Genomic DNA, 26252 nt, shown 5'->3' on the forward strand with positions numbered 1-26252 from the left:
TGTACAATTTGAAAACCCACAAATTTACAAAATCTTTTAAAACTTCTTTTTACAAGCAGTTTTTTAAATATATTTTAACAAAATACAGATACCCAGAGTTGTATGAAATCTCAAGATATTAGAGCTAAATTTTTAGATTATTTTAAATCAAAACAACACGAAATAGTTCCTTCAGCACCTATGGTGTTAAAGAACGACCCTACTTTAATGTTTACCAACGCTGGTATGGTGCCATTTAAGGAGTTTTTCTTAGGAAACTCTACTCCTAAAAATGGCAGAATTTCTGATAGTCAAAAGTGTTTACGTGTTTCTGGTAAACACAACGATTTGGAAGAGGTTGGTTACGATACTTACCACCACACCATGTTTGAGATGCTAGGTAACTGGAGTTTTGGTGATTATTTTAAGAAAGAAGCTATTGCTTGGGCTTGGGAATTGCTGACTGAGGTTTATAAAGTAGATAAAGATATTTTGTACGTAACTGTGTTTGAAGGTGATGAAAGTGATGGTACAAAAATGGATCAAGAAGCATACGATATTTGGAAACAGTACATTGCTGAAGATCGTATTTTAATGGGGAACAAAAAAGATAACTTTTGGGAAATGGGTGAACAAGGTCCTTGTGGTCCGTGTTCCGAAATTCATGTTGATATTCGTTCTGCTGAAGAAAAAGCTAATGTTGATGGAAAATCGTTAGTGAATGAAGACCATCCTCAAGTTGTAGAGATTTGGAACTTAGTTTTTATGCAGTACAACCGTAAAGCTAATGGTTCTTTGGTAGATCTTCCTTCAAAACATATTGATACTGGTATGGGGTTTGAGCGTTTATGTATGGTATTACAAGGCGTTCAATCTAATTACGATACTGATGTATTTACTCCTTTAATTCGTGAAGTTGAAACAATTACTGGATCTAAATACGGTAAAGATGAAAAAATTGATATTGCTATTCGTGTGATTGCTGACCATGTTCGTGCGGTTGCATTTGCCATTGCCGATGGTCAATTACCAAGTAATAACGGTGCGGGTTATGTAATTCGTAGAATTTTACGTCGTGCAATTCGCTACGGATTTACTTTCTTAAACCAAAAAGAACCTTTTATTTATAAGTTAGTGGAAACCTTAGCCCACCAAATGGGTGATGCTTTTCCTGAGATTAGAAAGCAAAGTAACTTAGTACATAATGTTATAAAAGAAGAAGAAAGTTCTTTCTTACGTACCCTAGACCAAGGATTATTATTATTAGACCAAATTATTACGACAACTAATGGTAAAGTTGTTTCTGGTAAACGTGCTTTTGAACTATATGACACCTATGGATTTCCTTTAGATTTAACGCAGTTAATTGCTCGTGAAAAAGGATATGAAATCAATGAAGAAGAGTTTAATGCTGGAATGAAAGCTCAAAAAGAGCGTTCTCGTGCTGCTTCTGCTAGCGAAACTGGCGATTGGGTTGTTTTAATTGAAGATGATGTAGAAGAGTTTATTGGCTACGATATGTTGGCTGCCAACGTAAAACTAACTCGTTACAGAAAAGTTACCACGAAAAAAGATGGAGACCAATATCAACTGGTATTCAATATGACTCCTTTTTATCCAGAAGGTGGTGGACAAGTTGGTGATAAAGGACATATAGAGTCTCCAAATGGGGATGTTATTCACGTATTAGACACTAAGAAAGAGAATAATGTAATTATTCATTACACCAAACACCTACCTAACAATTTACACGAGACCTTCAAAGCAATTGTTAGTAATGATTTTAGAAAATTAGCAGCAAGTAACCACTCTGCAACACATTTATTGCACCAAGCTTTACGCACTATATTAGGTGAGCATGTGGAGCAAAAAGGTTCTTTAGTTAGTCCAGAGCATTTACGTTTTGATTTTTCTCACTTTTCTAAAGTAGACAAAGATCAATTAGAAGCTGTTGAGGAATTTGTGAACGCTCGTATTCGTGAAAACCTTCCGTTACAAGAGCAAAGAAATATACCAATGCAACAAGCTATTGACGAAGGTGCCGTAGCTTTATTTGGTGAAAAGTATGGTGATAGTGTTCGTACCATCCGTTTTGGACAATCAATGGAATTATGTGGTGGAACACATGTACAACAAACAGGTGATATTTGGTATTTTAAAATAAAATCGGAAGGTGCTGTTGCTGCTGGAATCAGAAGAATTGAAGCGATTACGAATGTAGCTGTTGGTGATTACTTTGAAGGCGTTGAGCGTAACTACGATGCGGTAAAACAATTATTAAAAAACCCTAAAAATGTTGCTAAATCGGTAAATAGCTTACAAGATGAAAATGCTGCTTTAAAAAAGCAAGTTGAGCAACTATTAAAAGATAAAGCTAAAAACATGAAAGGTGAACTTAAAAACCAGTTACAAGAAGTAAATGGGGTTCAGTTTTTAGCAACTAAAGTAGATTTAGATCCTAATAGCATTAAAAATTTATTATTTGAGTTAGGAGGAGAAGTCAACAATTTATTTGTGGTATTTGCTACTGCTCCTTCTGCTGAAAAGGCTATGTTAACTTGTTATATTTCTAAAGACTTAGCTAACGAAAAAGGATACGATGCTGGAAAGGTTGTTAGAGAATTAGGAAAACTAATCCACGGTGGTGGTGGTGGACAAAACTTCTTTGCTACTGCAGGAGGTAAAAACCCTGGAGGAATTCCAAAAGCATTAGAAAGAGCAAAAGACTATATTGCTTAATACATACAAAAAAGGTTCAGAAAATTCTGAACCTTTTTTATTGTAATGCTTTTTTATAGGTACTTATCGCTCGTTCTCTCGCAAGTTTGTGTTCTACCATTGGTTGCGGATAGGTTAACTCATCAAAGTCTTTTACCCATTTTTTAACATAGTGTAACTCTTTATCAAACTTTTTTAACTGAGATTCTGGGTTAAACACTCTAAAATACGGAGCTGCATCGCAACCTGTACCTGCTGCCCATTGCCAATTCCCGTTGTTTGCCGACAAATCATAATCTAACAATTTTTCGGCAAAGTATGCTTCTCCCCAACGCCAATCTATCAATAAATGCTTGCATAAAAACCCTGCGGTTATCATTCGTACTCTGTTGTGCATGTACCCTGTTTCGTTTAGCTCTCGCATACCAGCATCTACCATCGGATACCCAGTTTTACCTTCACACCATTTTTTAAATTCTTCTTCGTTGTTCCTCCAAGGAACTGCATCGTACTTTTGTTTGAAGTTCTGGGTAACTACTTTTGGAAAGTGATATAAAATCTGCATAAAAAACTCACGCCAAATCAGTTCACTTAAAAAAGTTTGGTTAGTTTTTAAAGCAAAACGAACCATTTTTCGAGTACTTACCAACCCAAAACGTAAATAAGGTGACAAATACGAAGTTTTATCTTCAGCAGGAAAATCCCTCACCTCATCATACAAATCCAAATTAGATAAGTTATATGGTTTTACTTTAATTGTACTTTCTTCAAAACCTATGGAAGCTAATGATGGAAATTCAGATGAAAAATGATAAAAGTTAGCAAAGTCGATCGTAAACTCTTGCGTATCTTTCTTTTCTGAGAAGTTTTGCAACCACTTGTTTTTATAAGGTGTGAAAACTGTATATGGAGTTCCATCGTTTTTTAAAACTTCGTTCTCTTCAAAAATTACTTGATCTTTAAAAGCATTAAATCTTATTCCTTTTGATGCTAAAAAGTCAGCTACTTCTTTATCTCTTTTAATTGCATAAGGCTCGTAATCTTTGTTGGTATAAACTGCTTCAATTCTATACTCTTTGGCTAGTTCTTTCCAAATTGCTAAAGGTTTTCCTTTTTTAAGGATAAGAGATGATTGATGGGTTTTTAACTCCTCATCAAGCTTTTGCAACGTTTGGTAAATAAACGTTACGCGTGCATCATCTTTAGGAAGACTTTCTAAAATATCTTCATCAAAAATAAATAACGGAACTACTTTATTTCCTGATTGCAGTGCTTCATACAAACCTTTATTATCTTCTAAACGTAAATCTCGACGAAACCAAAAAATCGATACTTTATCTTCCATTAAATAATTTTTCTAACGTACTATAACGGTGTTTAAAAATTCCTTTTAACTGCCTTTTTATAAAGATTGATTGGGCGATATGCCCTAAAAAACCAAAAGGTATTTTGTATGAAATTTTGTCTTTCATTAACGTTTTTCCTTCTGACAACCCTTCAAACCAATGTTCGTGATGCCACATGCTATAAGGACCAAATCGCTGTTCATCTATAAAAAATTGTTGTTCTTTTACTTGTGTAATTTCAGTAACCCAACTAGACTTAATACCTGGTAAAATTCCTACTTTGTAGGTAATTATTTGTCCTGCATAGGCTTTTTTATCAACCTCTGAAGTAATTTGAAACCCCATGTGTGAAGGGGTTATTTTTTGCAAATTTCCTGGAGCACTGAAAAATTTCCATGCTTGCTTCAACGGAACGTTTAAAATCTGCTCTGTTGATAAAGTATAAATTCCTGAATGTTTTTTGAAATGAATCATTATAACAGTTTGGTGATTTTCTTACTCATTGGCTTGGTTATTGAATAAAAAACATCAACTAACCTTCCTTCTTCATCTACCAAATATTTTTGAAAATTCCATTTTACCGAAGAACTCATTTTTCCGTTTTTCTCTTTTTGTGTTAGCCATTGGTATAACGGATGTTGATTTTCTCCTTTAACCTCAATTTTTTCTGTCATAGGAAAACCTATTCCATAGGTTACACTACAAAAAGATTGAATTTCTTTTATTGTTCCTGGTTCTTGGCCTCCAAATTGATTACATGGCAATCCTACAATTACTAATTTATCCTTATGTTTTGTGTATAGTTCTTGTAAACCTTCATACTGATTTGTAAAACCACATTTTGAAGCTACGTTTACAAATAATATTTTCTTCCCTTTGAATTGATGAAGATCTAGGTTATCTCCATTAATACCTTCAATTTTTATATCGTATAACGATTCTTTAGGCTCCACGGTTTGTGCTTTGCCTGAAAAACTAAATAATGCCATGATTAAAAATATTTTTACTGTGTTCATTTTATTGAATTGCTATTTTTATGATTTCTAACGAAAAATCTTCGTCTTTTTTATTTCCTATTAAAATTGCTACTTCTTTTATTTGGTTAGCAGAAAAATTACCAAAGTTTAACTTTCTACCTCTAAAAGCAGGATAAAACCCTGTTAGTGGTAATATAATTTCTTGTTCTTGTGTATTTGTTCTAAATACTTGTACATAAGAGTAACGCTGAGACTCATTTGATTTTAATCGTAGTTGATACTGTTTTCCATCTCCTTTTACTCTTAATATAATCTTTGAGTGTTGTTTGTTTAAATTTATGTCTGTTGGCATTCTCGTCATAGCAAATCCACCATTATTTTCAGTAGAAACTCTTCCTGAAAAAGCTAAACGTCCTTTCTCATTAATTTTTACAGAAGAGCTAGAAATACCTCCCATTACAGCATCGTTAACGATATACCATCTTTGAGCGTTATTATCTTTATCAAAAAATATAATTTCATCATTCAAAAACATAAGAAAACTTAGAATTAAAAGCCATTTCATTCTTTACTTTTTTAAATTTTTACACTTACAATTCCTGCATCCATAGGAATTATTTGCCCAGTAATTGCTGATGCTTCGTCAGACAATAAATAAGCGGCTAAACTTGCCACTTCTTCTGCTTTTAAATATTTTTTTAACGGATGTCTGTCCTGCATACTCTCTTGTTGCTTTTCATTTCGCAACAAACGAGCTGCCAAAGGTGTATCTGTTACCGTAGGAGCAATTGCATTGAATCTAACTTTAGTCGCATATTCTGCCGCTAGTGATTTTGTAAGTCCTTCTATTGCCGATTTACTTGTTGCAATGCTTGCATGAAAAGGCATTCCTAAAAACGAAGCTACAGTGCTAAACAACACTACACTTCCATTATTTTGAGCCAGCGAGCTTTCATAAGCTTTCAATGTTTTAATTGCTCCAAGAACGTTGATATCTAAATCGGATTGAAAGTCTTCTAATTTTAATCTTGAAAAGGATTTTAGATTGATACTACCAGGACAATAAACTAATCCGTGAACTTCTTCTAATTCTGGAAGTTCATCTTTGGTAACATCACATGTGTAATGTTTTATATTTTCATGAGTTTCTGGTACTGTTCTACTAATGTTTATAATGGTGTATGAGTCTTTTAACTTATTAATAATAGCTTTTCCTATACCGCTACTCCCTCCTACTACTACAATTGTTTTCATAATTACGCTTTTACCAAATGATTAATCATTCCTTTAAATACAAATGCGTGAAAAGGTAAAACAGCATACCAATACATTCTTCCCCAAATTCCTTTAGGTCTAAAAACTGCTCTTTGATATAATTTGTCTTTTACTATTTTAAACTCTAACCATGCTTCTCCAGGTAATTTCATTTCAGCAAATAAAATCAACCGCTTATTCTTTTTATCTGCCAATAACACTCTCCAAAAATCGAGTGGGTCTCCTGGCTCTAATTCTGCTGGGTGCCTTCTTCCTCTTCTTAAACCTACACCTCCAAAAAATTTATCTACATATCCTCTTATCTTCCAAAGAAAATTGAATTTATACCATCCTGTTTCTCCTCCTATACTCCAAATTTTATGTAGTGTCTCTGTTTCATTTTGCACTTCTCTAACTCTAATGTCTTTAAAACATCCGTATTGAGGTATTTGAATATGTTTTGCTAATTGGTCATGAAAAACACCACTACTCATAGCATCTTTCCAACTAGAAATTACTTCGTTTTGTTCTATTTTTTGAAAAGCTAATGCTACCGCTTCTTTATAGGTTATTGGCGCTACATTAAGTAACGTATTAATAGCACTTGGTTTTGCTATTACTTCAACCTTCATACTATCCACTAGGGCTTGCGCCAGGTTAAAAGAGGTTGATGTTACAAAATATAACCAATAAGAAGACAGCTTTGGTGTTAAAACTGGGAGTGTGTAAATATATCTTTTAAAACCTCTTACCTCAGCAAACTGTAATAACATTTCTCTATAGGTTAATATTTCAGGACCGCAGACATCAAAAGATTTATTGTTGGTTTCTTTAACCTGTAAACTATTTTCTAAAAAAGCTAATACGTCTCTAACCGCAATAGGTTGTGTTTTTGTTTTTAGCCATTTAGGAGTTACCATTACTGGAAGTTTTTCTACAATATCTCTTATAATTTCAAAAGAAGCACTTCCGCTTCCTACAATAATTCCTGCTCTAAAGGTTGTTAATGCATAACTGTTTGATTGTAGCTTTTTTTCTACTTCGTATCTTGACTGCAAATGTTTAGATAATGAATTATCATTTACAATTCCGCTTAAGTATACAACTTGTTTACAGTTGGTAGGCTCTATCAAACTTTTAAAGTTCTCTGCACAGGTTAACTCTAAGTTTTCAAAGTTTTCTGATGTTGTAGCCATCGAATGTATTAAATAATACGCTGCATTGATATCTTTTGGAAAACTTGTGTTTTCTGTATTTAAAAAATCTACTTTTATAAAAGTAATATTCCAATTATTTTCAAACTCATCTGGTATTCTATCTAAATCACGGACACAACAAACCAATTGGTGATTGCTTTCTAGCAACCTTACAATTAACCGTTTTCCTATATAACCTGTTGTGCCTGTAACTAAAATTTTCATTCCTTTGGTCTTTGATATGATAATCTTGTATAGTTTTCTGCAACCATATAAGTATCTAATCCATTAATGGCTGCTATTTTTTCTTCGGATAGATTTAAAAAACCATCTTCTGAAAGCATACTGTCTTTAAAAAACAAATCAGTTACTTCTCCCAGAACTAAAATAGTTCCGTTAGCTTTAATATGATATTCTTCTAAGAACTTCATTCCTATTTGTAAAGGGGATTCTGCTACAAATGGAGCGTGAAAGTTACTTTTAAATTCTTCTGATAGTCTTGTTTTATCAAATTCAGAAATTTCCGAAGGATATTTAGCCGAGGTATGATGCGCTTCTTCAATTATTGCTTCATTAATAGCATTGATTGTATAATATCCTGTTTCTTTTATATTGTTATACGTATTCCTAACAACGGTTGTAGGACGTAATACAAACCCTAAAATTACTGGGCTTGAACCATAATGCACTACCGAACTAAAAACTGCAACATTGGTTATGTTGTCATTAGATTTTGTTGCAATAAGGTTTGCTGGTTTATAACCAGAAATGCTATTCATCAAATTTATTTTATACAAATGAGAAAACTCGTCTATTTGTTGACGTGTGATGTGCATTATATCGTGTTAAAATTATTGATTTTTACCTTATTTGCTTTTAAGTCATGCATTAAGTTATACAAACCAAAAAATGTTCGGTTGATATAAATAAAGTGTTTTGAACCTCTATTTCCATTCATCTTTTTAAGCTCGGTACTTTTAGCATATTTCTGACCTAAATCTGCTATCTTCCCGAAGAACTCCTCGTCTGAAAAATCAAATTCTTCTTGCTGAAAAGGTTGTGTAAAAAGCGATAACATTTCATAAAACAATGCTTTAAAAAATGTAATTTCTTCAGGCGTATCGTCTTTTCTTAAGATTTCTAATTCATAGAGTTTACTTTCAAAAAAAGCTGGATTATCTATATTATCTCTTTTCGCTAGTTCGAAATAAGGCACATAAAAACTTTCAGGAACTTCTTTCATACATCCAAAATCTATAACAATCAATTCATTTGATTTGGATACTAAAAAATTCCCTGGATGCGGATCTGCATGTACTTTTTTTAGCTTGTGCATTTGATACATGTAAAAGTCCCACAAAGCTTGTCCTAGTTTATTTGCAACGTCTTCAGTTTGTTCTTCTTTAGTAAATTCTGACAGGTGTACTCCATACATCCAATCCATTGTTAAAATTCTATCTGATGACAAGTCTGGATAGTATTTTGGGAATTTTAAGTTTGGAATATGTTTACAGGCATCAGCGATTTCATTACTCTGTGCAAGTTCTAATTCGTAATTAGTTTCTTCCAAAAGCTTTTCTTCAACTTCTTTAAAGTACTCATCTGAACCTTCTCCCTTAATGTTAAACATTTTCATCGCAATAGGTTTAACCATTGCCAAATCTGTCGAAATACTATCAGCAACTCCAGGATATTGAATTTTTACAGCTAGTTCTTTTCCATCTTTTGTAGCTTTATGAACTTGTCCTATGCTTGCTGCATTTACAGATTCTGCTACAAACGTATCAAAAACTTCATCCGGTGTTTTGTTGAAGTTTTTTTTAAACGTTTTGGTTACTAAAGGCCCCGACAATGGCGGAACCGAAAACTGTGATAATGAAAACTTTTCTACATAAGCATTGGGTAAAATATTTTTTTCCATACTTAACATTTGTGCTACTTTTAATGCGGACCCTTTTAGTTCTTTTAATCCATCGTAAATATCAGTAGCATTATCTTCGTTGAGCTGTTTTTTTGCTTCCTCTTCTGATTTGGTGATTTTATTTCCGTAGTATTTAGCATAATTTACACCAACTTTTACTCCTGTTGAAACTAACTTCGTAGCTCGTTCTATTTTTGACGTAGGTATTTTGTTTAAGGTTTTCATGTCATTGGTGATTTTTCTTTCCACAAAAATTTCGCTAAATCAATCACACTTTTTACAGGTCCTATTTGTTGAATATCAAAACTAGCCTTTACTGACTTCTCTATAAAAAGATCTGTTTTTTCAAAATTAAGAGATTCGTCATCAATCCAAAATTTTAAGATCATTAGTAACTGCATCCAATATCCTTCTGTAACAGTTTTATCTTGAATTTTATTTACTTTTTCATTTTTAAAGTCAATTTTTTCAAGATCTAATCCGTTTACAAAATCAATAAATTCTACTCGCAACTCTTTCAATATAGATAATCTTGAAAAGTCGGTTTTCATTTCCTTGAATTGCAACAATACGTACGATCTGTTAGCTGTTAACAGTTCAAAAAAAGTAAAGTAAAAACTTAATAGTTTATCTTTTGATGAATAGTCTTTGTATGCTTCTGTTTTATGCAATAAGTGAATAGTTTCTTTTGCAAAAACTCCGAAAATAGCTTTTTCTAAACTTTCAAAACTTGAAAAATGTTTGTAAAAGTCTGCCTCTTCAAAGTTGTTTTCTTGCGCGAAAGAAAATATGGAGTTTGGTTTACCTGCTGATAGTACAGCGTTCATATACCATTCTATTATTTTTTCTTGAGTTATATTCTTTTTTTTTGCCATGATTTAATTGTTTAATACAATGTATGCGTTGAGACTAGTTGCAATCGTCATCCATATTAAATACGGAAGAATAAATAGTGTATACCATTTTACTTTTTTTACATACTCAAAAGTGAAATAACCTACGAGTATCCACAATAAAGCGATTACTACTAAACCTAGTTTTGTTAAATGTTGATTAAAGAAAATATAGTTCCAACTTACGTTTAAAATCCATTGGTCTATATATAAAATGAGTACTTTTTTGTTTAAAAATTCATGTTGAAAACTCACTTTAGTCATATATACAGAAAACAATACCATAATGGTTGTCCATGCTGCTCCAAAAACCCAACCTGCCGGTGTCCATGGAGCTTTGTTTAAAGATAAGTACCAATCTGTTCTTGGCCCTTCGTTCATTAACCAAGCTCCAATAGCTAAAGCTGAAAAATTAGCTATTAGGAATATTAAAAATCGTATGTATTTATTTTCTTTCAAGTTTTTTTCTTTTTAAAGAATTGAAGATTAATTGTACTGAAAACAACATTGTAAATGCATAAAAAATGTCTTCAAAGGGTATGGTGAAAATTCTAAATCCTAAGTTTTCTGAGTTGTTATACCAAACAACTGGTTCTTCTATAAAACTTCCTGTTAAAATTCCGTTGACGATTAAAAAAGGAACTAATATTACCAAGAAGCTTGGATAATATTCTTGTAACGTATTCAAATGATATTTTAACGCATAAGCCAACAGCAATAGGAATAGCATAAAGTTAACTGTTGTATACCACTTTCCGAAGTTAAAAACCAATAATAAACTCACTAAAACTATGAGTAAAAAGCTTATGATTACTGTCATTGACTTTGACATTTTAAACTTTGGAAATAAAAATTTTAATGCTTCATGTGTAAATAAACATGCATAAGGTATACAAAAGAAGAACATCCATTCTTCTATTGGCATGTGCAGTAATTTTAAGGATAAATAGTAATCAGGGTTAAAGCCCCACACTCCTATTTGCGTAAACCAACTGTCCCAAATCAAAAAAAACAAGGCAACTAACAAAATACTAAGCGCTGCTTGTTTGAAATATTGTATAAAGTGTAGTTTTTTTTCAAAAACACTATACAATAGCGGAATACTTAAACTGCCTAGGTTTAATATTAGATATAAATACTGACTCACTGTCTTTTATTAAAATATTTAAAGGGTACAAACAACATTCCGAAACATTCTCCGTCGTGTTTTCCCATATGTTTGTGATGAATTTTATGTGCTTTTCGTAATCCTTTTAAGTATTGGTTATGTGTTTTGTCAAACCACTTAAATCTTCTATGAATTAACACATCATGTACCAAGAAATAAGCAATACCATACAACAGAATACCTAATCCTATAAAAAACAAAAAATTTAACTCTGGTCGAATTCCGAAATAAAATAATAAGATACTAGGAATTGCAAAGACCACGAAAAAAGCATCGTTTTTTTCAAAAACATGTGGATATCCTGATTGATGGTGGTCTTCATGTAAATACCAACCAAAACCGTGCATCACATATTTATGTGTGCACCAAGTAACACCTTCCATAACAATAAACGTTAGTATAGTTACTGCTATATATATTGCTATATTCATAATGATGTATTGTTAATTATATATGTGTGTAAATAACTTACACTGTCTTTTTTTTGAAGCACCTCTTTTAAAAACTGCTTGTCTTTTTTAATAGAAGATGTATATCCTAAAATACCTGGTGTATTTTCTTGTATTACTAATCTTATATACCTTAGATGGATATTGTTAGGGTTCTTTAAAATTAATTCTTCTAATTTGTTTTTATTAGTGTTAAAAACTTTTAGTTTACTCCAAGGCATTGTTTTATATTTTGCCTGCTTCATTTCAAGAGAAATTACATACCCCTGAATACTTACTTCTTTACTGTTTTTATATTTTTTTATGTAAGATAACTCTGCTTCTTTAGTAGTTAATTCATGGTATTCTTTAACAAAATTAGGTGCATTATTGAAGCCTATAATCGACATAAAGAACAGCACTCCTAAGATACCACTTTTTATCATAGAAAGTTTAATTTATACCTTACATAACTTCTTGCTAGAAGATTAATTTTCATCGGGTTTGAAATTCGAATTCTTGTATCCATGATTTTTGTTGAAGGTGTATTTTTTAGCTTTTTTAATAGTTTTTTGTAATATCTGTATGCCATATACACTCCAAATTTTGCTTCAACAGGCAACTTTAAAATTCCGTTTTTGTAAGCAATATCAAAATCATCTTCTATTTCTTTAATAATTGTATTTTTTCCTTCTGTACTTAAATCCCCAAAATTGATATTTGGAAAGTAAGACCTATTCAATTCGTTAAAATCTTCTTTTAAGTCTCTTAAAAAATTTACTTTTTGAAACGCTGACCCTAAACGCATTGCAGGCTCTTTTAGTTCCTCATATTTTTGCTGATTCCCATTTACAAAAACCTTTAAACACATTAACCCAACAACATCAGCAGAACCATAGATATATTTATTATACTCTTCTGTAGTTGTATATACTGTTTTGTACAAATCTGCTTTCATACTTTTTAAAAAAGCCTGAACCTGCTCATCAGAAATTTTGTACTTATTTACAGTGTGTATAAACGAATTTAAAATAGGGTTTAAACTAATTCCTCTATTCTTAGATTCGTAATAATCTCTTTCAAACTTTAATAATAATTGTTTCTTATCGTACTGATGAAAAGAATCAACTATTTCATCCGCAAAGCGTACAAAACCATAAATATTATAAATATCTGTACGTATTTTTGGTGATAACATCTTCGTGGCTAACGAAAATGAGGTGCTGTATTTTTGAGTTACTAACTTACTACATGCATAAGAAACCTCATCAAATAATTGTTTCATCTTTGTACGTTTTTAAAATTAAATCTGAAGCTATTTTTCCTGAAATTAAAGAAGGAGGAACTCCTGGTCCTGGCACCGTTAATTGTCCTGTAAAAAATAAACTCTTTACTTTTTTACTCTTTATCTTTGGTCTTAAAAATGCTGTTTGTGTTAAAATATTGGCTAACCCATAAGCATTTCCTTTGTACGAATTATACTCTTTCACAAAATCATTAACACAAAAACTTTCTTTAAACAATACATGTTCTTTTACTGATTGCCCTGTTAACTTTTCTAACCTCTCTATTATAACATCAAAATAGTGTTCTCTCAACTCTCGTGTATCTTCTAAACCTGGAGCTAACGGAATTAAAAAAGTGGCTGCTTCTTTTCCATTTGGCGCAAAAGAACCATCTGTAATAGAGGGAAAGCTCGCATAAAATAATGGTTCTTTTGGCCAACTAGGAACATCATATATTGTTTTTGCATGCACATCAAAATCTGTATCAAAAAACAGTGTATGATGACATACATTTTTTAATCTCTTATCAAACCCTACATAAAAGAGTAATGATGAAGGTGCAAATGTTTTTTTATCCCAATAACTTTCTGAATATTGTCTTAGATATTTAGGTAGTAAAGTTTCTGTATGATGATAATCTGCTCCACTTAACACTATATCAGATTCCATTAATTTTCCATCAACCGCAACCCCAATCGCTTCTCCTTTATCATTTACTACAATTTCTTCAACATTTGCATTGGTTTGAAACTCTACTCCTAAGCTAGTAGCTAGAGTTGTCATAGCCTCAACAACTTTGTACATTCCTCCTTTTGGATGCCATGTACCTAAGCCAAAATCGGCATAATTCATAAAATTATAAAAAGCAGGTGTATTACTAGGTTTTGCTCCTAAAAACAATACTGGGAACTCTAAAATTTGAATTAGCTTTTTACTCTTAATTTTCTTTCTTACTTCATGTCTGATAGTAGAAAAAAACTGAAATATTTTCCCCATAGTAACAGGAGTCACAAGCTCTAGAGGAGAAATCCCTGGTTTATAAACTAAGTCGTTTATAGAAACATCATAATTATATTTTGCTGATTTTAGAAAAGACTTCAGGTGTTTTGAACTTCCTTTTTCTTCTTTTTCAAAAACCTCATAAATCTCATCTAATGTTCCTGGAATTATAATTGAATCTTTTTTTCCAAAGTACACTTCATAAGCAGGACTTAACCTTTCTAACTCGTAGTAATCTGAAGGCAGCTTTCCAAAGTCTGCAAAAAAATTTTCAAAAACATCTGGCATCCAATACCATGTAGGACCAATATCAAAAGTAAAACCGTTTTTTAATAATTGTCTCGCTCTACCTCCAATTGTAGCATTTTTTTCCAATACTACTACTTCATATCCAGCCTTAGCTAAATAACATGAAGCTGATAAAGATGAGAATCCTGAACCTATTATGTATACTTTTTTTTTCAAATTATTTCTTATAAATATAATTAAATTAACTATAAACGAGAAATATTTCTCGTTTATAGTCAACAACTTAACACCTTAACTAAGGCAAAAGAACACTATCTACTACATGAATTACCCCATTCGTTCCTTGTACATCGGTCAATGAAATTACAACAGACTGTCCTGAACTTGTATCTAATTTTGCTCCACTTGATAAATCAACTGTAACCACATTACCATCAAACATTGTGATTTCTTGATTATCGCTTAATTCGTCTGACTGCACATTCCCTCCTGCAAATACATGATATTTTAAAACCGCTTCTATGGTTCCTATCGGAATATCTGCTAACGAATTCCAAGAATCGTTACTATCTAACAATGCTTGAAATGCTGCATTTGTCGGAGCAAATATTGTATATGGTCCTTCTTGACTTAATAAAGAAACAAAATCAGTAGCATGGCGGTTATCTGTTAAAGCTGCAACCAAAGAGGTAAAACCACTGTTATTTAATGCTAAAGTCACTACATTAGCTGGCAACATTACTTTATCTATTGTATGTATAACCCCATTTGAAGCCATAATATCTGTTGCAATTGGTTTTGAATCTCCATTAAATTCTACAGCTCCATCAACTTCCACTTGCAATGACAACATCTCATCGTTTGGACCTGTAGACAACGTATTTACATACGTATTGGATAAATCAGCTGCTTTTACTTCTCCACTTATCACATGAAATAACAACACTGATTTTAATGTTTCTGCCGGAATATCATCTAAAGAACTCCATGAGTCATTACTATCTAACAACACTTGAAACGCTGCGTTTGTAGGCGCAAAAACCGTAAAAGATCCTTCGGCTTGTAAAGCAGATACTAAATCAGCCTTTTGTAAAGCAGAAACAAGAATACTTAAATTGGAATCTGCAACTGCCACATCAACTATGGTTTTGGGCTTTTCTACCACTGGATCGTCATCATCGCTACACGATGTTAACAAACCAAAACTTAAAAACAGCCCCAAAAAAAACACAGAAGTTAAATTTTTTACTTTCATAATTATACACTTTAAAATTAATGCTTACTCTTTTTATTTTTATAGTCTATTTTTCAGCCTCGATAGACTTTGTTTATTTTTAAACAAAAAACATTAAACAAAATAAGTTTTATTAAAAAAATATGTCTTGAAAATCAAAACATTAGTCAAAATTACATTTTTTGTTTAATAAAAACAAATAAAAAATAAACAAAATAAAATAATTCAAAAAAAATTAGAGTTTATTTAGGAATACTTTTAACGAAGAATACACTGTTATTTTCGCTTTAAAATCAACATTATCAACTGCCATAGCTTTATTCCCTATTGCTATCAATTCGTGATTTGTATTTTCAAGCACCTCCTCAATTTCTGAAAAATATTCCTCTACCTTATCATCATACGGTTGAACAGTCATAGAAGTAATGAAACAGACCTTCTCTTTACTTTTAAAAAAACAATCTAAGTTATCTAAAGGTAAGCTTTGTCCTAAATAAATTGTATTGTACCCCCTTAATATAAGCTCGTAATTCAAATACATCAACCCTAGTTCATGAATTTCATTTTCAGGCAAAAACAACACATAGCTCACTTCTGAATTACTATTAGAATACTCTAATTTCTCTATATTAATTTGAATTTTCTGCACTATTAAGTTAGAAATAAAGTGCTCATGAGCAGGCAACAATGTATCTGTTTGCCACAACAGACCTATATGATTTAAAAAAGGCACAAAAACATCCTTAAAGATCTCTCTAAACGTTTTTCTTTTAAGCAATCTATTATAAGCATTGTTAAATAATGTTTTATCAAATTGAAACATTGCTAACTTAAAAGAATTTATTGCTTCATCATTTACAGCCATTTTAAAAGCTAGCTCTCTGGCTTTTAAAACAACTGTATCATCAGACATTTCTGCTATTTTAGAAATCTTAATATTGTTTTTATTCAACAGTACAACATTTAGCAATTTTTGTAAATTCTCTGAAGAATAATAACGAATATTGGTATCCGTTCTCTCTGGCGATAACAAATTATAGCGTTTTTCCCAAATTCGTATCGTATGAGCTTTTATTCCTGAAATATTTTCAAGGTCTTTAATCGTGAATGTCGATTTAATATTGTTCAATTTATTTTAAATTCTTTTGAACAAATATACAAATTTTAACGAATTACAAATCTACATCACTTCTTATGAAGATTTTATACTTATTTTTGATTGTTATTTTTCTTAAAATTTATGAATCTTCAAACGCAAATACCACTTACTAAACAAAAGCATAATCAAATTAATTATCAGTCAAAACTACTTTTACTTGGTTCTTGTTTTTCTGAAAATATTGGCAACATACTGAACTATTATAAGTTTCAATCAAAACAAAATCCTTTTGGTATTTTATTCCACCCTAAAGCAATTGAAAACTTAATTACAAAAACATTGAACAAAGAAGAATATACTGACAAAGATATTTTTTTTCACAATGAACGCTGGCACTCTTTTGAAGCACACTCTAGCTTAAGTACTTCTGACAAGGATGAGTTATTAAACAACTTAAACTCATTAATCCAACAAACTTTTCAGCAACTAAGAAACGCCACACATCTTATTATCACTTTAGGTACTGCTTGGGTTTATCGAGAAATTACTTCAGATATTTTAGTTGCCAATTGTCATAAAATTCCGCAAAAAAAATTTTCAAAAGAATTATTAACTGTTGAAGAAATCTCAGAGAGTATGAAAGCTATTAATTCTTTAGTTAAGTCAATAAATAAAAATATTACTATTATTTACACAGTATCACCTGTACGACATTTAAAAGATGGCTTTATAGAAAATCAACGTAGTAAAGCACATTTACTTTCTGCCATACATCAAGTAGTAGAACCTAGAAACAATTTTTATTATTTCCCTTCATATGAGATTATGATGGATGAGTTACGTGACTATCGTTTTTATAATGAAGACATGATCCACCCAAACAAAACCGCTATAAATTATATCTGGGAAAAATTTAAAGAGGTTTGGATTACAGAAAAATCTAACCAAACTATGCAAGAAATTGAAACCATTCAAAGAGGCCTAAATCATAAGCCTTTTAATCCTAGTTCAGAAGCACATCAATCATTTTTAAAAAAGCTGCAACAAAAAAAAGAAACACTTTTACAAGCATTTCCTTTTATAAACTTTTAATCTTTATGTATTTATTTTACTAAAAATTGATCTACATTTTGCCAAGGGCCTCCATTAATTACATCTATTCCATGATTTTCTAAAAACTCGGCTGCTTGTCCGCTTCTACCACCACTTCTACATACTGCAATTACTGGTTTGTTCCACGATTTAATCTCCTCTACATTTGTAGGAATCGTAGCTAACACAATATGCTTAGCCCCTTCGCTATGCCCTTCATTCCATTCTGCTAAAGTTCTTACATCTAATACAACCGCTCCTTTAGCTAAATATTCCTGTATTTCGTTACTCATATTTTTCTTTCTAAATAAATTAAATAATCCCATTTTATACTTCTTGGTAATTTTCCAACAAAAGTAAACCGTTTTCAATTAACGTAGTGTAACTCTTGTTACTTTTCATATTTTCAATGTATTCACGTAACGTTTCTTTTATTGAAAAATTGTTTAGCACAGCTAACTCTAACAACTCTAATGGCAATAACCAATCGTTTTTAAACTGCGTGTTTACTTCTTTAAAAATTTCCTGAATTTTTTCCTCAGAAACCATGCCATTTTCTCTTATCTCTCTTACTTTGTCATACAAACTATATAACCTTTTATCTGATTCAGAGTACTGAATTTTGTGTGTTTTAGTTTCCGATACTTTTCCTACATCTCCAAAAGAAACCACATCTGCTGATCCAGCAAAAGCTGATACTATCTCAACTCCAACCGCCATATCATAAATTCCCCAATCTGGGTGAAATAACAATGTGTCACCATGAGTTACAGTACAGTTTTTAAAAGAAATTAGTAAAATTCTACCACGTAAATCTCTAGTTCCAGTAATAACTTCTCCTACTACTTTTATTCCTCCTTCAAACTCTAACGTAACTTGCTCTCCTTCATAAATTCCATAAGCCTTCAAATCACGCGGACTCATATTTTCTATCGGAATATTAATTCCTTTTAACTTCCCTATCGGACTTCCAAAACCTTCTGCATGATAAGTAATCCCGTGACCTATTAATTCTTTATCTCTATTTGCTAACGCAGTAGGACCTGTCGTTTGCACATAAATAGCTTTGTTATTCTCTTCTGTTATTACATTTGTAAAAACACCCGATATCTGAATACCAGTACTCAACTCAATAGTTCCTAAATTTTTAGAGTCTATTAGTTTTTCTATCCCTTTTAATCCCCCTGTTCGTATTGCCATTTTATTAGCAAACTGTTCCAACACCAAACTCAAGTGAGCAAAATCTGGCGTAACAAACAATTGAGGTTGCGGCTTAGTAATATCAAAACTTACGTTGGCAGCATCTAATGTATACGGAACTTTTTCTACCTCATTTTTCATACACCACTTACTTTCTCCGATAGAAGATAGCAATCCTGCTCCATAAATTTTGGGGTTTTCAAGAGTTCCAATCAATCCATACTCAACCGTCCACCAGTGTAAGTTTCTTATTTGAGCCATTTCAGAAAGCTCACCCATATTATCTTGTAACCACTCCACTTTTTCTTGCGCTTCATCAATATCTTTTTGAGTAGAGTTAGGATCTTCTTTTAAAATAGATAACAAACGAATAGCTTCATACATTTCATAATCTTTTGCAGAAGAAATTGCTTTTGCTCCTATTTCTCCAAAACGCCTTAAATATTCAGCGTACTCTGGATTTGCGATAATTGGTGCATGCCCTGCTGCTTCATGAATAATATCAGGAGCAGGCGTATATTCAATATGATCTATAGTACGCATGTCAGACGCAATCACTAACACGTTGTATGCTTGGAACTCCATAAAAGCATTTGGTGGTATAAAACCATCAACAGATACTGCTGCCCAACCTATTTCTTTTAAAATACGGTTCATTCCTTGCATATGAGGAATTTTCTCTACTGAAATACCTGTTTTTTTCAGCCCTTCTAAATACGAATCATGTGCTACTTTTCCTAAATAATCTACATTCATACGCATCACATAACGCCATACAGCTTGGTTTTGAGCCGTATATTCATTATATGGCTGTTGTACCACAAATTTATGTAAGTGCTTGGGTAACTTCTTAGTAACTTCATTTAACTCAAAGTGAGGCTCCATAATGTTGTTTGTTTTGCTGTGTAAATTTAAGTTTTTTATAGTTCACAAAAAATTGATATCCGTTAAATTATATATTTTGTATTTTTACTTTCGGGACTAATAAAACAACATATTGATGAAAATTAAAGGAGGTTTTAAGACTCGTTTACTTATAGGGATAGCTATTGTAGCTTTTGCTTATTTACGTAAATGCAGTCAACAAGAGGTAAATCCTTACACAGGAAAAACACAAGCTGTTAGCTTATCTTCAGAACAAGAAATCGCTATCGGACTACAACAAGCTCCTGTAATGACTCAACAGCATGGAGGTTTATACCCTAACAAAAATGCTCAAGCACTTGTAGACAAAGTTGGTGCAAAACTTATAAACAACACTGTAGCTAAAAAATCTGGCTATCAGTTCGATTTTCATTTATTAAGAGACGAAAAAACTATTAATGCTTTTGCTTTACCAGGCGGACAGGTTTTTATTACTCATGCCCTGTTTTCTCAATTAAAAAACGAAGATCAATTAGCAGGAGTTTTAGGGCATGAAATAGGCCATGTATTAGGAAAACACTCCAATGAACGAATTACTGATGCTAACTTTTGGAAATTACTAACCATGGGGACTTCTGTAGGTGCTGATTTGGGACAATTAGCCAATAACATCGGACAACAAACTTTGTTAAAGAACGGTCGTGGTGATGAACTAGAAAGTGATGAATTAGGTGTTAAGTTAATGATTGATGCTGGTTATAACCCTGAAAGCTTAATTGGGGTCATGGAAATTTTAAAAGCAGCAGCTGGCCCTAATAGAGTCCCTGAATTTCAAAGCACACACCCTGACCCTGAAAACAGAATTGAAAAGATTAAAGAAGCTATTCGTAAATATAAAAAGTAACAACCGTTAATTTTTAATATGTTTGTAACAAAAAACCGATTAAAGCTAATTAATTGGTATAATCTAAAATTACTTGCTATGAGTTTTGGTTTTGGTCCAGCATCAGAAATGAACAAAACTGTTCAACGTCTTAAAAGAAGCAAACCTGATACATTTAAAAAATTAGGTCAATTAAACAATCAAAATAATTACACGATAACAGACAAAAAGGCCACTAAAAAACAGCTTAGCAAAATTAGAGAAAAAATAAAAAAAGAAAACAACAAAGCTTTACTTAAGAAAGCTTTGTTTTTCACCCTCTTTCTAGTTCTTTTTATTTACTTTATATACTTTTAAAAATTTGCATATGAGTTTCGGAGGTGCGGTATCAGCAATGATTACCAGTTTAAAAAACAATAAAAGAAAAAGAATCAGTGCTTTTGACAAGCTAGAGCGTTTTCAAAAAGAAAACAGTGATAAATTATATTTTAATAAATCCGCAAATAAAAAAGAACTAAAGAAGATTCGTCTACAAACTCTAAGAGGAAATACAAACCGATTTATTAAAAACAGTATTGCTTTTCTCATAATCTTCTCTCTACTACTATATATTGCGTTTGTTTTCGTGAATTCCTAAAATATTCCCCAAAAATCTTTCTTACTTTTGCAATGCAACACACAACAAATGAACAAGAAAGTAATTTTAATGATTTTAGATGGATGGGGAATTACCCAAGATCCAAAAGTATCGGCTATATACAACGCAAAAACTCCATTTATAAATTCGTTATACGATAAATTTCCGCATGCCCAGTTAAGAACTGATGGTACACATGTTGGTTTACCTGAAGGGCAAATGGGAAATTCGGAAGTTGGACACATGAATTTAGGTGCTGGTAGAATTGTATATCAAAACTTGGCAAAAATAAACAAGGCTGTAAAAGAAGGCACTTTAGCACAAGAAAAAGAACTTCTAAACGCTTTTGAATACGCAAAAACGAACAATAAAAACATCCACTTTTTAGGATTGGTATCTAACGGAGGAATTCATTCGCACATAGAACATTTAAAAGGCTTGCTAACAGCAGCAGACAACTATGATTTAAAGAACGTGTATTTACATGCTTTTACTGACGGTCGTGATTGTGATCCTAAATCAGGAAAGTATTTCATCAACGATATTCAAGAACACATGCAAAAAACTACGGGTAAATTGGCAACAATTACTGGTCGTTACTATGCAATGGATCGTGATAACCGTTGGGAACGTGTGCAACTTGCTTACGAAGCTTTAGTGAATGGAAAAGGAACTTTTTCTTCAGATGCTTTAGCGAGTATTCAACAAAGCTATGATTCAAATATTACTGATGAGTTTATCAAACCAATAGTAATGGTTGATGAAAATCAACAACCAAAAACCATAATTAAAGAAGATGACGTTGTTATTTTCTTCAATTTTAGAACCGATAGAGGTCGTCAGTTAACAGAAGCTTTAAGCCAAAAAGATTTTCCTGAATTAAACATAAAAAAACTACCGTTATATTTTGTTACCATGACAAGCTATGACGATACTTTTAAAAACATTCATGTTATTTACGACGGGAAAAATATTGAAAACACCTTAGGTGAAGTGCTAGAATCAGCTGGAAAAACACAAATAAGAATTGCAGAAACAGAAAAGTATCCGCACGTAACTTTCTTTTTTTCTGGGGGAAGAGAAAAAGAGTTTACAGGAGAAAAACGTTTGCTTTGTCCATCTCCAAAAGTAGCTACTTATGATTTGAAACCTGAAATGAGTGCCTATGAAATTCGAGGTGCAATTGTTCCTGAATTACAAAAAGGAAATGTAGATTTTGTCTGCTTAAACTTTGCAAATGGTGATATGGTAGGACATACAGGTGTTTTTGAAGCTGCTATTAAAGCTTGTGAAGCTGTTGATAATTGTGTAAAAGATGTAGTAACCACAGCACTAGATAACGACTACACCACTATTCTGATTGCTGACCACGGAAACTGTGAAACCATGATTAACCCAGACGGAACACCACATACAGCACACACCACTAATCCGGTTCCTATGATTTTAATTGACAACGAATTAAAATCAATAAAAAGTGGTATTTTAGGCGATGTCGCTCCAACAATTTTAAAATTAATGGGTATTGAACAACCTAAAGAAATGACACAACATTCGCTTATTTAAAAATAAAATCAAACAGATGAAAAAAATCATATACCTTTTTGTAGCCTTATTAATTGTTTCTTGCGCATCAACACCAAAAAACCTTGCCACTAAAAATAAGAATGGAAATTTAGTTGGTATTGCTACCAAAAAAGATTTTCAACAAGAACCTTACGGAAGTGAGTGGTTCAACGATTTTTATTCATATTACGAAACTGATAAAGGCACCGTAGAAAAGCTAAAACCATATTTAAAAGACATAAAAATAAAAGGTTTTATGGGAACTTGGTGTGGAGATAGTAAAAGAGAGATCCCTAATTTTTATAAAATTTTAGACGAAGCTGAATTCGAGTACAAAAACCTTGAATTGGTTACGGTTAATCGCCAAAAAAAAGCAGACGGATTAGAAAAAGGATTCAACATCACTCGTGTTCCAACCTTCATTTTTTATAAACACGGAAAAGAAATTGGTCGTTTTGTAGAACATGCTATTGAAGATAACTCTGTTGAAGAAGATTTTTTAAAAATACTATCTGGTCAAGAATACAAACATCCATATCAAAAATAACTGTAAATTTGCGCCTCAATATTTTTACCATGATTAAACCAAAAACTAGAGAAGAAATTGAATTAATGCGCGAAAGTGCTTTAGTAGTATCAAAAACCTTAGGTATGCTTGCCAAAGAAGTAAAACCTGGAGTTACTACATTGCAACTTGATAAACTTGCCGAAGATTTTATTCGTGAGCAAGGAGCTATTCCTGGTTTTTTAGGCTTGTACGATTTTCCAAATACACTTTGTATGAGCCCAAACTCACAAGTAGTTCACGGAATTCCCAATAACACTCCTTTGCAAGAAGGTGATATTATTTCCATTGACTGTGGTGCTGTAAAAAATGATTTTTACGGAGATCATGCTTATACGTTTGCTGTGGGTGAAATTGAACCTGAAACACAAAAATTACTAGACATCACTAAAGAAAGTTTATACGTAGGTATTCGTGAACTTAAAACAGGAAATCGTGTAGGTGATGTAGGTTTTGCTATTCAAAACTTTACTGAAAAACATGGTTATGGTGTTGTTCGTGAGTTGGTAGGACACGGATTAGGGCGCAAGATGCACGAAGATCCAGAAATGCCTAACTACGGACGTAGAGGTCGTGGTAAAAAGTTTATAGAAGGTATGGTCGTTGCTATTGAGCCTATGACTAATATGGGAACTCACAAAATTCGTCAACACAGTGATGGTTGGACAATTACTACCTTAGATGGTAAACCATCTGCTCACTTTGAGCACGACGTAGCTATTGTTAATGGTAAACCTGAATTATTATCTACCTTTAAATACATATACGAAGCTTTAGGTATTGAAAGTACTGAGGAAGATGAGTTTAGACAGCAACCTTTAGTTATATAATTCGTGTCTTTATTCAAAACGATACTTAATACTATTCCTAGACCAATTTTAATTAAGGCCAGCTACCTAGCAAGGCCTATTATCGCTTGGTGGTTAAAGGGTGATAACTTTACAGACCCTATTGACGGAAAATCATTTAAGAAGTTTTTACCTTACGGGTATGGAACTCAACGTGAAAATGCCCTTTCTCCTTCAACACTGTCGTTAGAGAGACATCGTTTGATGTGGCTTTTTTTACAGCGAGAAAGCATTTTTTTTTCTTCTGATAAAAGGTTAAAAGTATTACACATTGCTCCTGAACAGTGTTTTTTAGACCTTTTTAGAAAGCAACAAAACTTAGAATACACTACTTCTGATTTAGAGTCACCTATTGCAGATGTAAAAGCAGATATTTGCGATCTTCCTTTTGAAAACAACTCTTTCGATGTTGTTTTTTGCAACCATGTATTAGAACATATTTCTGATGACACCAAAGCAATGCAAGAATTGTATCGTGTGATGAAAGTAGGTGGATTTGGTATTTTTCAAATTCCGCAGGATTTATCTAGAGAAACTACTTTTGAAGACGATTCTATTACCGAACCTAAAGAGCGTGCAAAAATATTTGGTCAGTACGACCATGTTCGTGTGTATGGTCGTGATTATTTCGACAAACTACGTTCTATCGGATTTACAGTTGATGAAATTGACTACACAAAAAAAATCGCTCCAGAAAAACTAGAACGATTTGCGTTAATGAAAGGTGAAATTTTGCCTGTATGTTATAAAAACTAGTTAGTATACTCCGCTAGCTCATCCGTATCACTATGATATAGTAATACTACTTTTAACTCTGGATGCTCTTGTAAGAATGCTTTGGTTTTTTCTAATCCCATAGCTAAAAAAGCAGTTGCATACGCATCTACATCAGCACAGTCTCCTTTTAATCGAACTGACACACTTAGTAGGTTACTCTCTTCTGCCAATCCTGTTTTTGCATTTATAGTATGTACAATCTTTTTCCCTTCGCTATTCACTTTAAATTTTCTATAGTTACCTGAAGTTGCCATAGATTCATTATCCAACTCTATTATTTTTTGAACCGATCTAGTTCCGTCAATATTTGGTTTTTCAATGGCAACTTTCCATAGTTCACCATTCTTTGTTCCCCTTGCTCTAATCTCTCCTCCTATTTCCACTAGATAATCATGAATGTTTTTCGACTCTAAAAATCTTCCAACCACATCTACCCCATACCCTTTTGCAAAGGCATTTACATTAAACTCAATATTTTCACTTTCTCTGTAAACCTTTCTATCTTTTAAAACAACTTTATCAAAACCTACATTTTCCATCAATCCTTTAATTTCTTTAGAAGTTAAACTTTTCTTTTCTTTACCAGAACCAAAACCATAAGCATCGATTAATTTCCCTATGGTAGGATCAAAATAACCATCTGTTTCTTTATAAATTCTCTTTGCCTTTTCAAACACTTCTACAAACATATCATCAACTACTACAGTTGTATCTCCTTGATTAATTTTTGAGATATCAGAAGTAGGTATATATGTTGATAACGATTTATTGACCAAGTTAAACAAGCTATCAATAGATTCTTGATAATCAGCCTTATTCAAATAAGTTATGTGATAAGTAGTACCAAAAACGGCTCCTTGCAATTTAGTTATATGTTGTCTTTTTTCTTCCTTACAAGCTATTACCAACAATAATGAAACTACTAAAAGCGTTATCCTTTTAATCATCTTTAAAAATTTAGTCACAAAAATAATGTATTCACACTTCATAAAAGATTGTTAATTCTCTTTTTTGTGTCTTCATTTTTATAAATTTGCTTAACTATTAATAAATACATCTAAAAAAAAATCAGA

The 26252-nt window shown here is 32.2% G+C and carries 29 protein-coding genes; 9 read left to right on the top strand and 20 right to left on the bottom strand.

The window, feature by feature from the left end; translation table 11 throughout:
* Positions 1 to 102 precede the first annotated feature (102 nt).
* A complete protein-coding gene (gene alaS / locus Q4517_RS07220; protein WP_303507870.1) occupies positions 103 to 2718 on the top strand; it encodes an alanine--tRNA ligase in 2616 nt (871 codons plus the stop codon).
* A gap of 37 nt (positions 2719 to 2755) precedes the next feature.
* Here the strand turns inward: alaS and Q4517_RS07225 are convergent, their stop codons facing one another.
* The 17 genes from Q4517_RS07225 to Q4517_RS07305 all read right to left on the bottom strand — a co-directional run bounded on the left by Q4517_RS07225 (position 2756) and on the right by Q4517_RS07305 (position 16777).
* A complete protein-coding gene (locus Q4517_RS07225; RefSeq protein ID WP_303507871.1) occupies positions 2756 to 4042 on the bottom strand; it encodes a deoxyribodipyrimidine photo-lyase in 1287 nt (428 codons plus the stop codon).
* Positions 4032 to 4517, bottom strand: a complete 486-nt coding sequence (locus Q4517_RS07230; protein ID WP_303507872.1) for an SRPBCC family protein — start codon at positions 4515 to 4517, stop codon at positions 4032 to 4034. The genes Q4517_RS07225 and Q4517_RS07230 overlap by 11 nt, the downstream gene beginning before the upstream one ends.
* Positions 4517 to 5059, bottom strand: a complete 543-nt coding sequence (locus tag Q4517_RS07235; protein WP_408034051.1) for a glutathione peroxidase — start codon at positions 5057 to 5059, stop codon at positions 4517 to 4519. The genes Q4517_RS07230 and Q4517_RS07235 overlap by 1 nt, the downstream gene beginning before the upstream one ends.
* A 1-nt stretch (position 5060) precedes the next feature.
* A complete protein-coding gene (locus tag Q4517_RS07240; protein ID WP_303507873.1) occupies positions 5061 to 5585 on the bottom strand; it encodes a CIA30 family protein in 525 nt (174 codons plus the stop codon).
* Between the two features lie 11 nt (positions 5586 to 5596).
* Positions 5597 to 6274 carry an SDR family NAD(P)-dependent oxidoreductase gene (locus Q4517_RS07245; protein ID WP_303507874.1) on the bottom strand — a complete coding sequence of 226 codons (678 nt, stop codon included), beginning with the start codon at positions 6272 to 6274 and terminating at the stop codon, positions 5597 to 5599.
* Between the two features lie 2 nt (positions 6275 to 6276).
* Positions 6277 to 7695, bottom strand: coding sequence for an SDR family oxidoreductase (locus Q4517_RS07250; RefSeq protein WP_303507875.1), 1419 nt, complete (start codon positions 7693 to 7695; stop codon positions 6277 to 6279).
* Entirely contained in the window at positions 7692 to 8306 is a 615-nt protein-coding gene (locus Q4517_RS07255) for a flavin reductase family protein (RefSeq protein WP_303507876.1), read from the bottom strand. The genes Q4517_RS07250 and Q4517_RS07255 overlap by 4 nt, the downstream gene beginning before the upstream one ends.
* Positions 8306 to 9616 (bottom strand): AarF/ABC1/UbiB kinase family protein, encoded by a 1311-nt coding sequence (locus Q4517_RS07260; protein WP_303507877.1) that lies wholly within the window; start codon positions 9614 to 9616, stop codon positions 8306 to 8308. The genes Q4517_RS07255 and Q4517_RS07260 overlap by 1 nt, the downstream gene beginning before the upstream one ends.
* Positions 9613 to 10266, bottom strand: a complete 654-nt coding sequence (locus tag Q4517_RS07265; protein ID WP_303507878.1) for a TetR family transcriptional regulator C-terminal domain-containing protein — start codon at positions 10264 to 10266, stop codon at positions 9613 to 9615. The genes Q4517_RS07260 and Q4517_RS07265 overlap by 4 nt, the downstream gene beginning before the upstream one ends.
* A 3-nt stretch (positions 10267 to 10269) precedes the next feature.
* Positions 10270 to 10743 (bottom strand): TspO/MBR family protein, encoded by a 474-nt coding sequence (locus tag Q4517_RS07270; protein ID WP_303507879.1) that lies wholly within the window; start codon positions 10741 to 10743, stop codon positions 10270 to 10272.
* On the bottom strand, positions 10730 to 11431 hold the full coding sequence (locus Q4517_RS07275) for a lycopene cyclase domain-containing protein (protein ID WP_303507880.1): 702 nt from the start codon (positions 11429 to 11431) through the stop codon (positions 10730 to 10732). Before Q4517_RS07275 ends, Q4517_RS07270 begins: the two co-directional genes overlap by 14 nt.
* Entirely contained in the window at positions 11428 to 11883 is a 456-nt protein-coding gene (locus Q4517_RS07280) for a sterol desaturase family protein (RefSeq protein ID WP_303507881.1), read from the bottom strand. The genes Q4517_RS07275 and Q4517_RS07280 overlap by 4 nt, the downstream gene beginning before the upstream one ends.
* Positions 11880 to 12326 (bottom strand): hypothetical protein, encoded by a 447-nt coding sequence (locus Q4517_RS07285; RefSeq protein ID WP_303507882.1) that lies wholly within the window; start codon positions 12324 to 12326, stop codon positions 11880 to 11882. Before Q4517_RS07285 ends, Q4517_RS07280 begins: the two co-directional genes overlap by 4 nt.
* Complete coding sequence (locus tag Q4517_RS07290; protein WP_303507883.1) at positions 12323 to 13165, bottom strand: phytoene/squalene synthase family protein; 843 nt, start codon at positions 13163 to 13165, stop codon at positions 12323 to 12325. The genes Q4517_RS07285 and Q4517_RS07290 overlap by 4 nt, the downstream gene beginning before the upstream one ends.
* A complete protein-coding gene (locus Q4517_RS07295) occupies positions 13149 to 14630 on the bottom strand; it encodes an NAD(P)/FAD-dependent oxidoreductase (RefSeq protein WP_303507884.1) in 1482 nt (493 codons plus the stop codon). Before Q4517_RS07295 ends, Q4517_RS07290 begins: the two co-directional genes overlap by 17 nt.
* A 79-nt stretch (positions 14631 to 14709) precedes the next feature.
* Positions 14710 to 15669, bottom strand: coding sequence for a fasciclin domain-containing protein (locus Q4517_RS07300; protein ID WP_303507885.1), 960 nt, complete (start codon positions 15667 to 15669; stop codon positions 14710 to 14712).
* Between the two features lie 214 nt (positions 15670 to 15883).
* A complete protein-coding gene (locus Q4517_RS07305) occupies positions 15884 to 16777 on the bottom strand; it encodes a MerR family transcriptional regulator (protein WP_303507886.1) in 894 nt (297 codons plus the stop codon).
* A 111-nt stretch (positions 16778 to 16888) separates the two neighbouring features.
* On the opposite strand from Q4517_RS07305, the gene Q4517_RS07310 reads away from it, so the two are divergent.
* The gene (locus Q4517_RS07310; RefSeq protein WP_303507887.1) at positions 16889 to 17839 is read left to right on the top strand and encodes a GSCFA domain-containing protein; all 951 of its coding nucleotides are present in this window, start codon (positions 16889 to 16891) and stop codon (positions 17837 to 17839) included.
* Positions 17840 to 17850: 11 nt separating this feature from the next.
* Here Q4517_RS07310 and Q4517_RS07315 read toward each other — a convergent pair whose 3' ends face one another.
* Together Q4517_RS07315 and Q4517_RS07320 are read right to left on the bottom strand one after the other, a co-directional pair.
* Positions 17851 to 18132 carry a rhodanese-like domain-containing protein gene (locus Q4517_RS07315; RefSeq protein ID WP_303507888.1) on the bottom strand — a complete coding sequence of 94 codons (282 nt, stop codon included), beginning with the start codon at positions 18130 to 18132 and terminating at the stop codon, positions 17851 to 17853.
* Between the two features lie 34 nt (positions 18133 to 18166).
* Positions 18167 to 19924, bottom strand: coding sequence for an aromatic amino acid hydroxylase (locus tag Q4517_RS07320; protein WP_303507889.1), 1758 nt, complete (start codon positions 19922 to 19924; stop codon positions 18167 to 18169).
* A 115-nt stretch (positions 19925 to 20039) separates the two neighbouring features.
* On the opposite strand from Q4517_RS07320, the gene Q4517_RS07325 reads away from it, so the two are divergent.
* The 7 genes from Q4517_RS07325 (at position 20040) to Q4517_RS07355 (ending at position 25158) form a co-directional block, all read left to right on the top strand.
* A complete protein-coding gene (locus Q4517_RS07325) occupies positions 20040 to 20807 on the top strand; it encodes a M48 family metalloprotease (protein ID WP_303507890.1) in 768 nt (255 codons plus the stop codon).
* A gap of 78 nt (positions 20808 to 20885) precedes the next feature.
* Positions 20886 to 21143, top strand: a complete 258-nt coding sequence (locus tag Q4517_RS07330; protein ID WP_303507891.1) for a hypothetical protein — start codon at positions 20886 to 20888, stop codon at positions 21141 to 21143.
* Positions 21144 to 21153: 10 nt separating this feature from the next.
* Positions 21154 to 21423, top strand: coding sequence for a hypothetical protein (locus Q4517_RS07335; RefSeq protein WP_303507892.1), 270 nt, complete (start codon positions 21154 to 21156; stop codon positions 21421 to 21423).
* Positions 21424 to 21471: 48 nt separating this feature from the next.
* A complete protein-coding gene (gene gpmI / locus Q4517_RS07340) occupies positions 21472 to 22989 on the top strand; it encodes a 2,3-bisphosphoglycerate-independent phosphoglycerate mutase (protein WP_303507893.1) in 1518 nt (505 codons plus the stop codon).
* Positions 22990 to 23005: 16 nt separating this feature from the next.
* On the top strand, positions 23006 to 23536 hold the full coding sequence (locus Q4517_RS07345) for a thioredoxin family protein (RefSeq protein ID WP_303507894.1): 531 nt from the start codon (positions 23006 to 23008) through the stop codon (positions 23534 to 23536).
* 29 nt (positions 23537 to 23565) lie between these two features.
* Positions 23566 to 24384 (top strand): type I methionyl aminopeptidase, encoded by an 819-nt coding sequence (map, locus tag Q4517_RS07350; RefSeq protein ID WP_303507895.1) that lies wholly within the window; start codon positions 23566 to 23568, stop codon positions 24382 to 24384.
* A 3-nt stretch (positions 24385 to 24387) separates the two neighbouring features.
* Positions 24388 to 25158 (top strand): class I SAM-dependent methyltransferase, encoded by a 771-nt coding sequence (locus Q4517_RS07355; protein WP_303507896.1) that lies wholly within the window; start codon positions 24388 to 24390, stop codon positions 25156 to 25158.
* On the opposite strand, the gene Q4517_RS07360 is transcribed toward Q4517_RS07355, so the two are convergent.
* Positions 25155 to 26126, bottom strand: a complete 972-nt coding sequence (locus tag Q4517_RS07360) for an FAD:protein FMN transferase (RefSeq protein WP_303507897.1) — start codon at positions 26124 to 26126, stop codon at positions 25155 to 25157. The two genes, Q4517_RS07355 and Q4517_RS07360, sit on opposite strands and share 4 nt — an antisense overlap.
* Between the last annotated feature and the right edge of the window lie 126 nt (positions 26127 to 26252).

The organism is Tenacibaculum sp. 1_MG-2023 (assembly GCF_030547425.1).
Lineage (GTDB): Bacteria > Bacteroidota > Bacteroidia > Flavobacteriales > Flavobacteriaceae > Polaribacter.

Excerpts from the sequence above, each read along its gene's own strand:
- Q4517_RS07255 (WP_303507876.1), bottom strand. The coding sequence starts at position 8,306 with ATGCACATCACACGTCAACAAATAGACGAGTTTTCTCATTTGTATAAA.
- gpmI (WP_303507893.1), top strand. The coding sequence starts at position 21,472 with ATGAACAAGAAAGTAATTTTAATGATTTTAGATGGATGGGGAATTACC.
- map (WP_303507895.1), top strand. The coding sequence starts at position 23,566 with ATGATTAAACCAAAAACTAGAGAAGAAATTGAATTAATGCGCGAAAGT.
- Q4517_RS07265 (WP_303507878.1), bottom strand. The coding sequence starts at position 10,266 with ATGGCAAAAAAAAAGAATATAACTCAAGAAAAAATAATAGAATGGTAT.
- Q4517_RS07245 (WP_303507874.1), bottom strand. The coding sequence starts at position 6,274 with ATGAAAACAATTGTAGTAGTAGGAGGGAGTAGCGGTATAGGAAAAGCT.
- Q4517_RS07230 (WP_303507872.1), bottom strand. The coding sequence starts at position 4,517 with ATGATTCATTTCAAAAAACATTCAGGAATTTATACTTTATCAACAGAG.
- Q4517_RS07285 (WP_303507882.1), bottom strand. The coding sequence starts at position 12,326 with ATGATAAAAAGTGGTATCTTAGGAGTGCTGTTCTTTATGTCGATTATA.
- Q4517_RS07240 (WP_303507873.1), bottom strand. The coding sequence starts at position 5,585 with ATGAAATGGCTTTTAATTCTAAGTTTTCTTATGTTTTTGAATGATGAA.
- Q4517_RS07360 (WP_303507897.1), bottom strand. The coding sequence starts at position 26,126 with ATGATTAAAAGGATAACGCTTTTAGTAGTTTCATTATTGTTGGTAATA.
- Q4517_RS07325 (WP_303507890.1), top strand. The coding sequence starts at position 20,040 with ATGAAAATTAAAGGAGGTTTTAAGACTCGTTTACTTATAGGGATAGCT.
- Q4517_RS07345 (WP_303507894.1), top strand. The coding sequence starts at position 23,006 with ATGAAAAAAATCATATACCTTTTTGTAGCCTTATTAATTGTTTCTTGC.
- Q4517_RS07335 (WP_303507892.1), top strand. The coding sequence starts at position 21,154 with ATGAGTTTCGGAGGTGCGGTATCAGCAATGATTACCAGTTTAAAAAAC.
- alaS (WP_303507870.1), top strand. The coding sequence starts at position 103 with ATGAAATCTCAAGATATTAGAGCTAAATTTTTAGATTATTTTAAATCA.
- Q4517_RS07310 (WP_303507887.1), top strand. The coding sequence starts at position 16,889 with ATGAATCTTCAAACGCAAATACCACTTACTAAACAAAAGCATAATCAA.
- Q4517_RS07320 (WP_303507889.1), bottom strand. The coding sequence starts at position 19,924 with ATGGAGCCTCACTTTGAGTTAAATGAAGTTACTAAGAAGTTACCCAAG.
- Q4517_RS07235 (WP_408034051.1), bottom strand. The coding sequence starts at position 5,059 with ATGAACACAGTAAAAATATTTTTAATCATGGCATTATTTAGTTTTTCA.
- Q4517_RS07315 (WP_303507888.1), bottom strand. The coding sequence starts at position 18,132 with ATGAGTAACGAAATACAGGAATATTTAGCTAAAGGAGCGGTTGTATTA.
- Q4517_RS07300 (WP_303507885.1), bottom strand. The coding sequence starts at position 15,669 with ATGAAAGTAAAAAATTTAACTTCTGTGTTTTTTTTGGGGCTGTTTTTA.
- Q4517_RS07330 (WP_303507891.1), top strand. The coding sequence starts at position 20,886 with ATGAGTTTTGGTTTTGGTCCAGCATCAGAAATGAACAAAACTGTTCAA.
- Q4517_RS07290 (WP_303507883.1), bottom strand. The coding sequence starts at position 13,165 with ATGAAACAATTATTTGATGAGGTTTCTTATGCATGTAGTAAGTTAGTA.
- Q4517_RS07260 (WP_303507877.1), bottom strand. The coding sequence starts at position 9,616 with ATGAAAACCTTAAACAAAATACCTACGTCAAAAATAGAACGAGCTACG.
- Q4517_RS07225 (WP_303507871.1), bottom strand. The coding sequence starts at position 4,042 with ATGGAAGATAAAGTATCGATTTTTTGGTTTCGTCGAGATTTACGTTTA.
- Q4517_RS07250 (WP_303507875.1), bottom strand. The coding sequence starts at position 7,695 with ATGAAAATTTTAGTTACAGGCACAACAGGTTATATAGGAAAACGGTTA.
- Q4517_RS07280 (WP_303507881.1), bottom strand. The coding sequence starts at position 11,883 with ATGAATATAGCAATATATATAGCAGTAACTATACTAACGTTTATTGTT.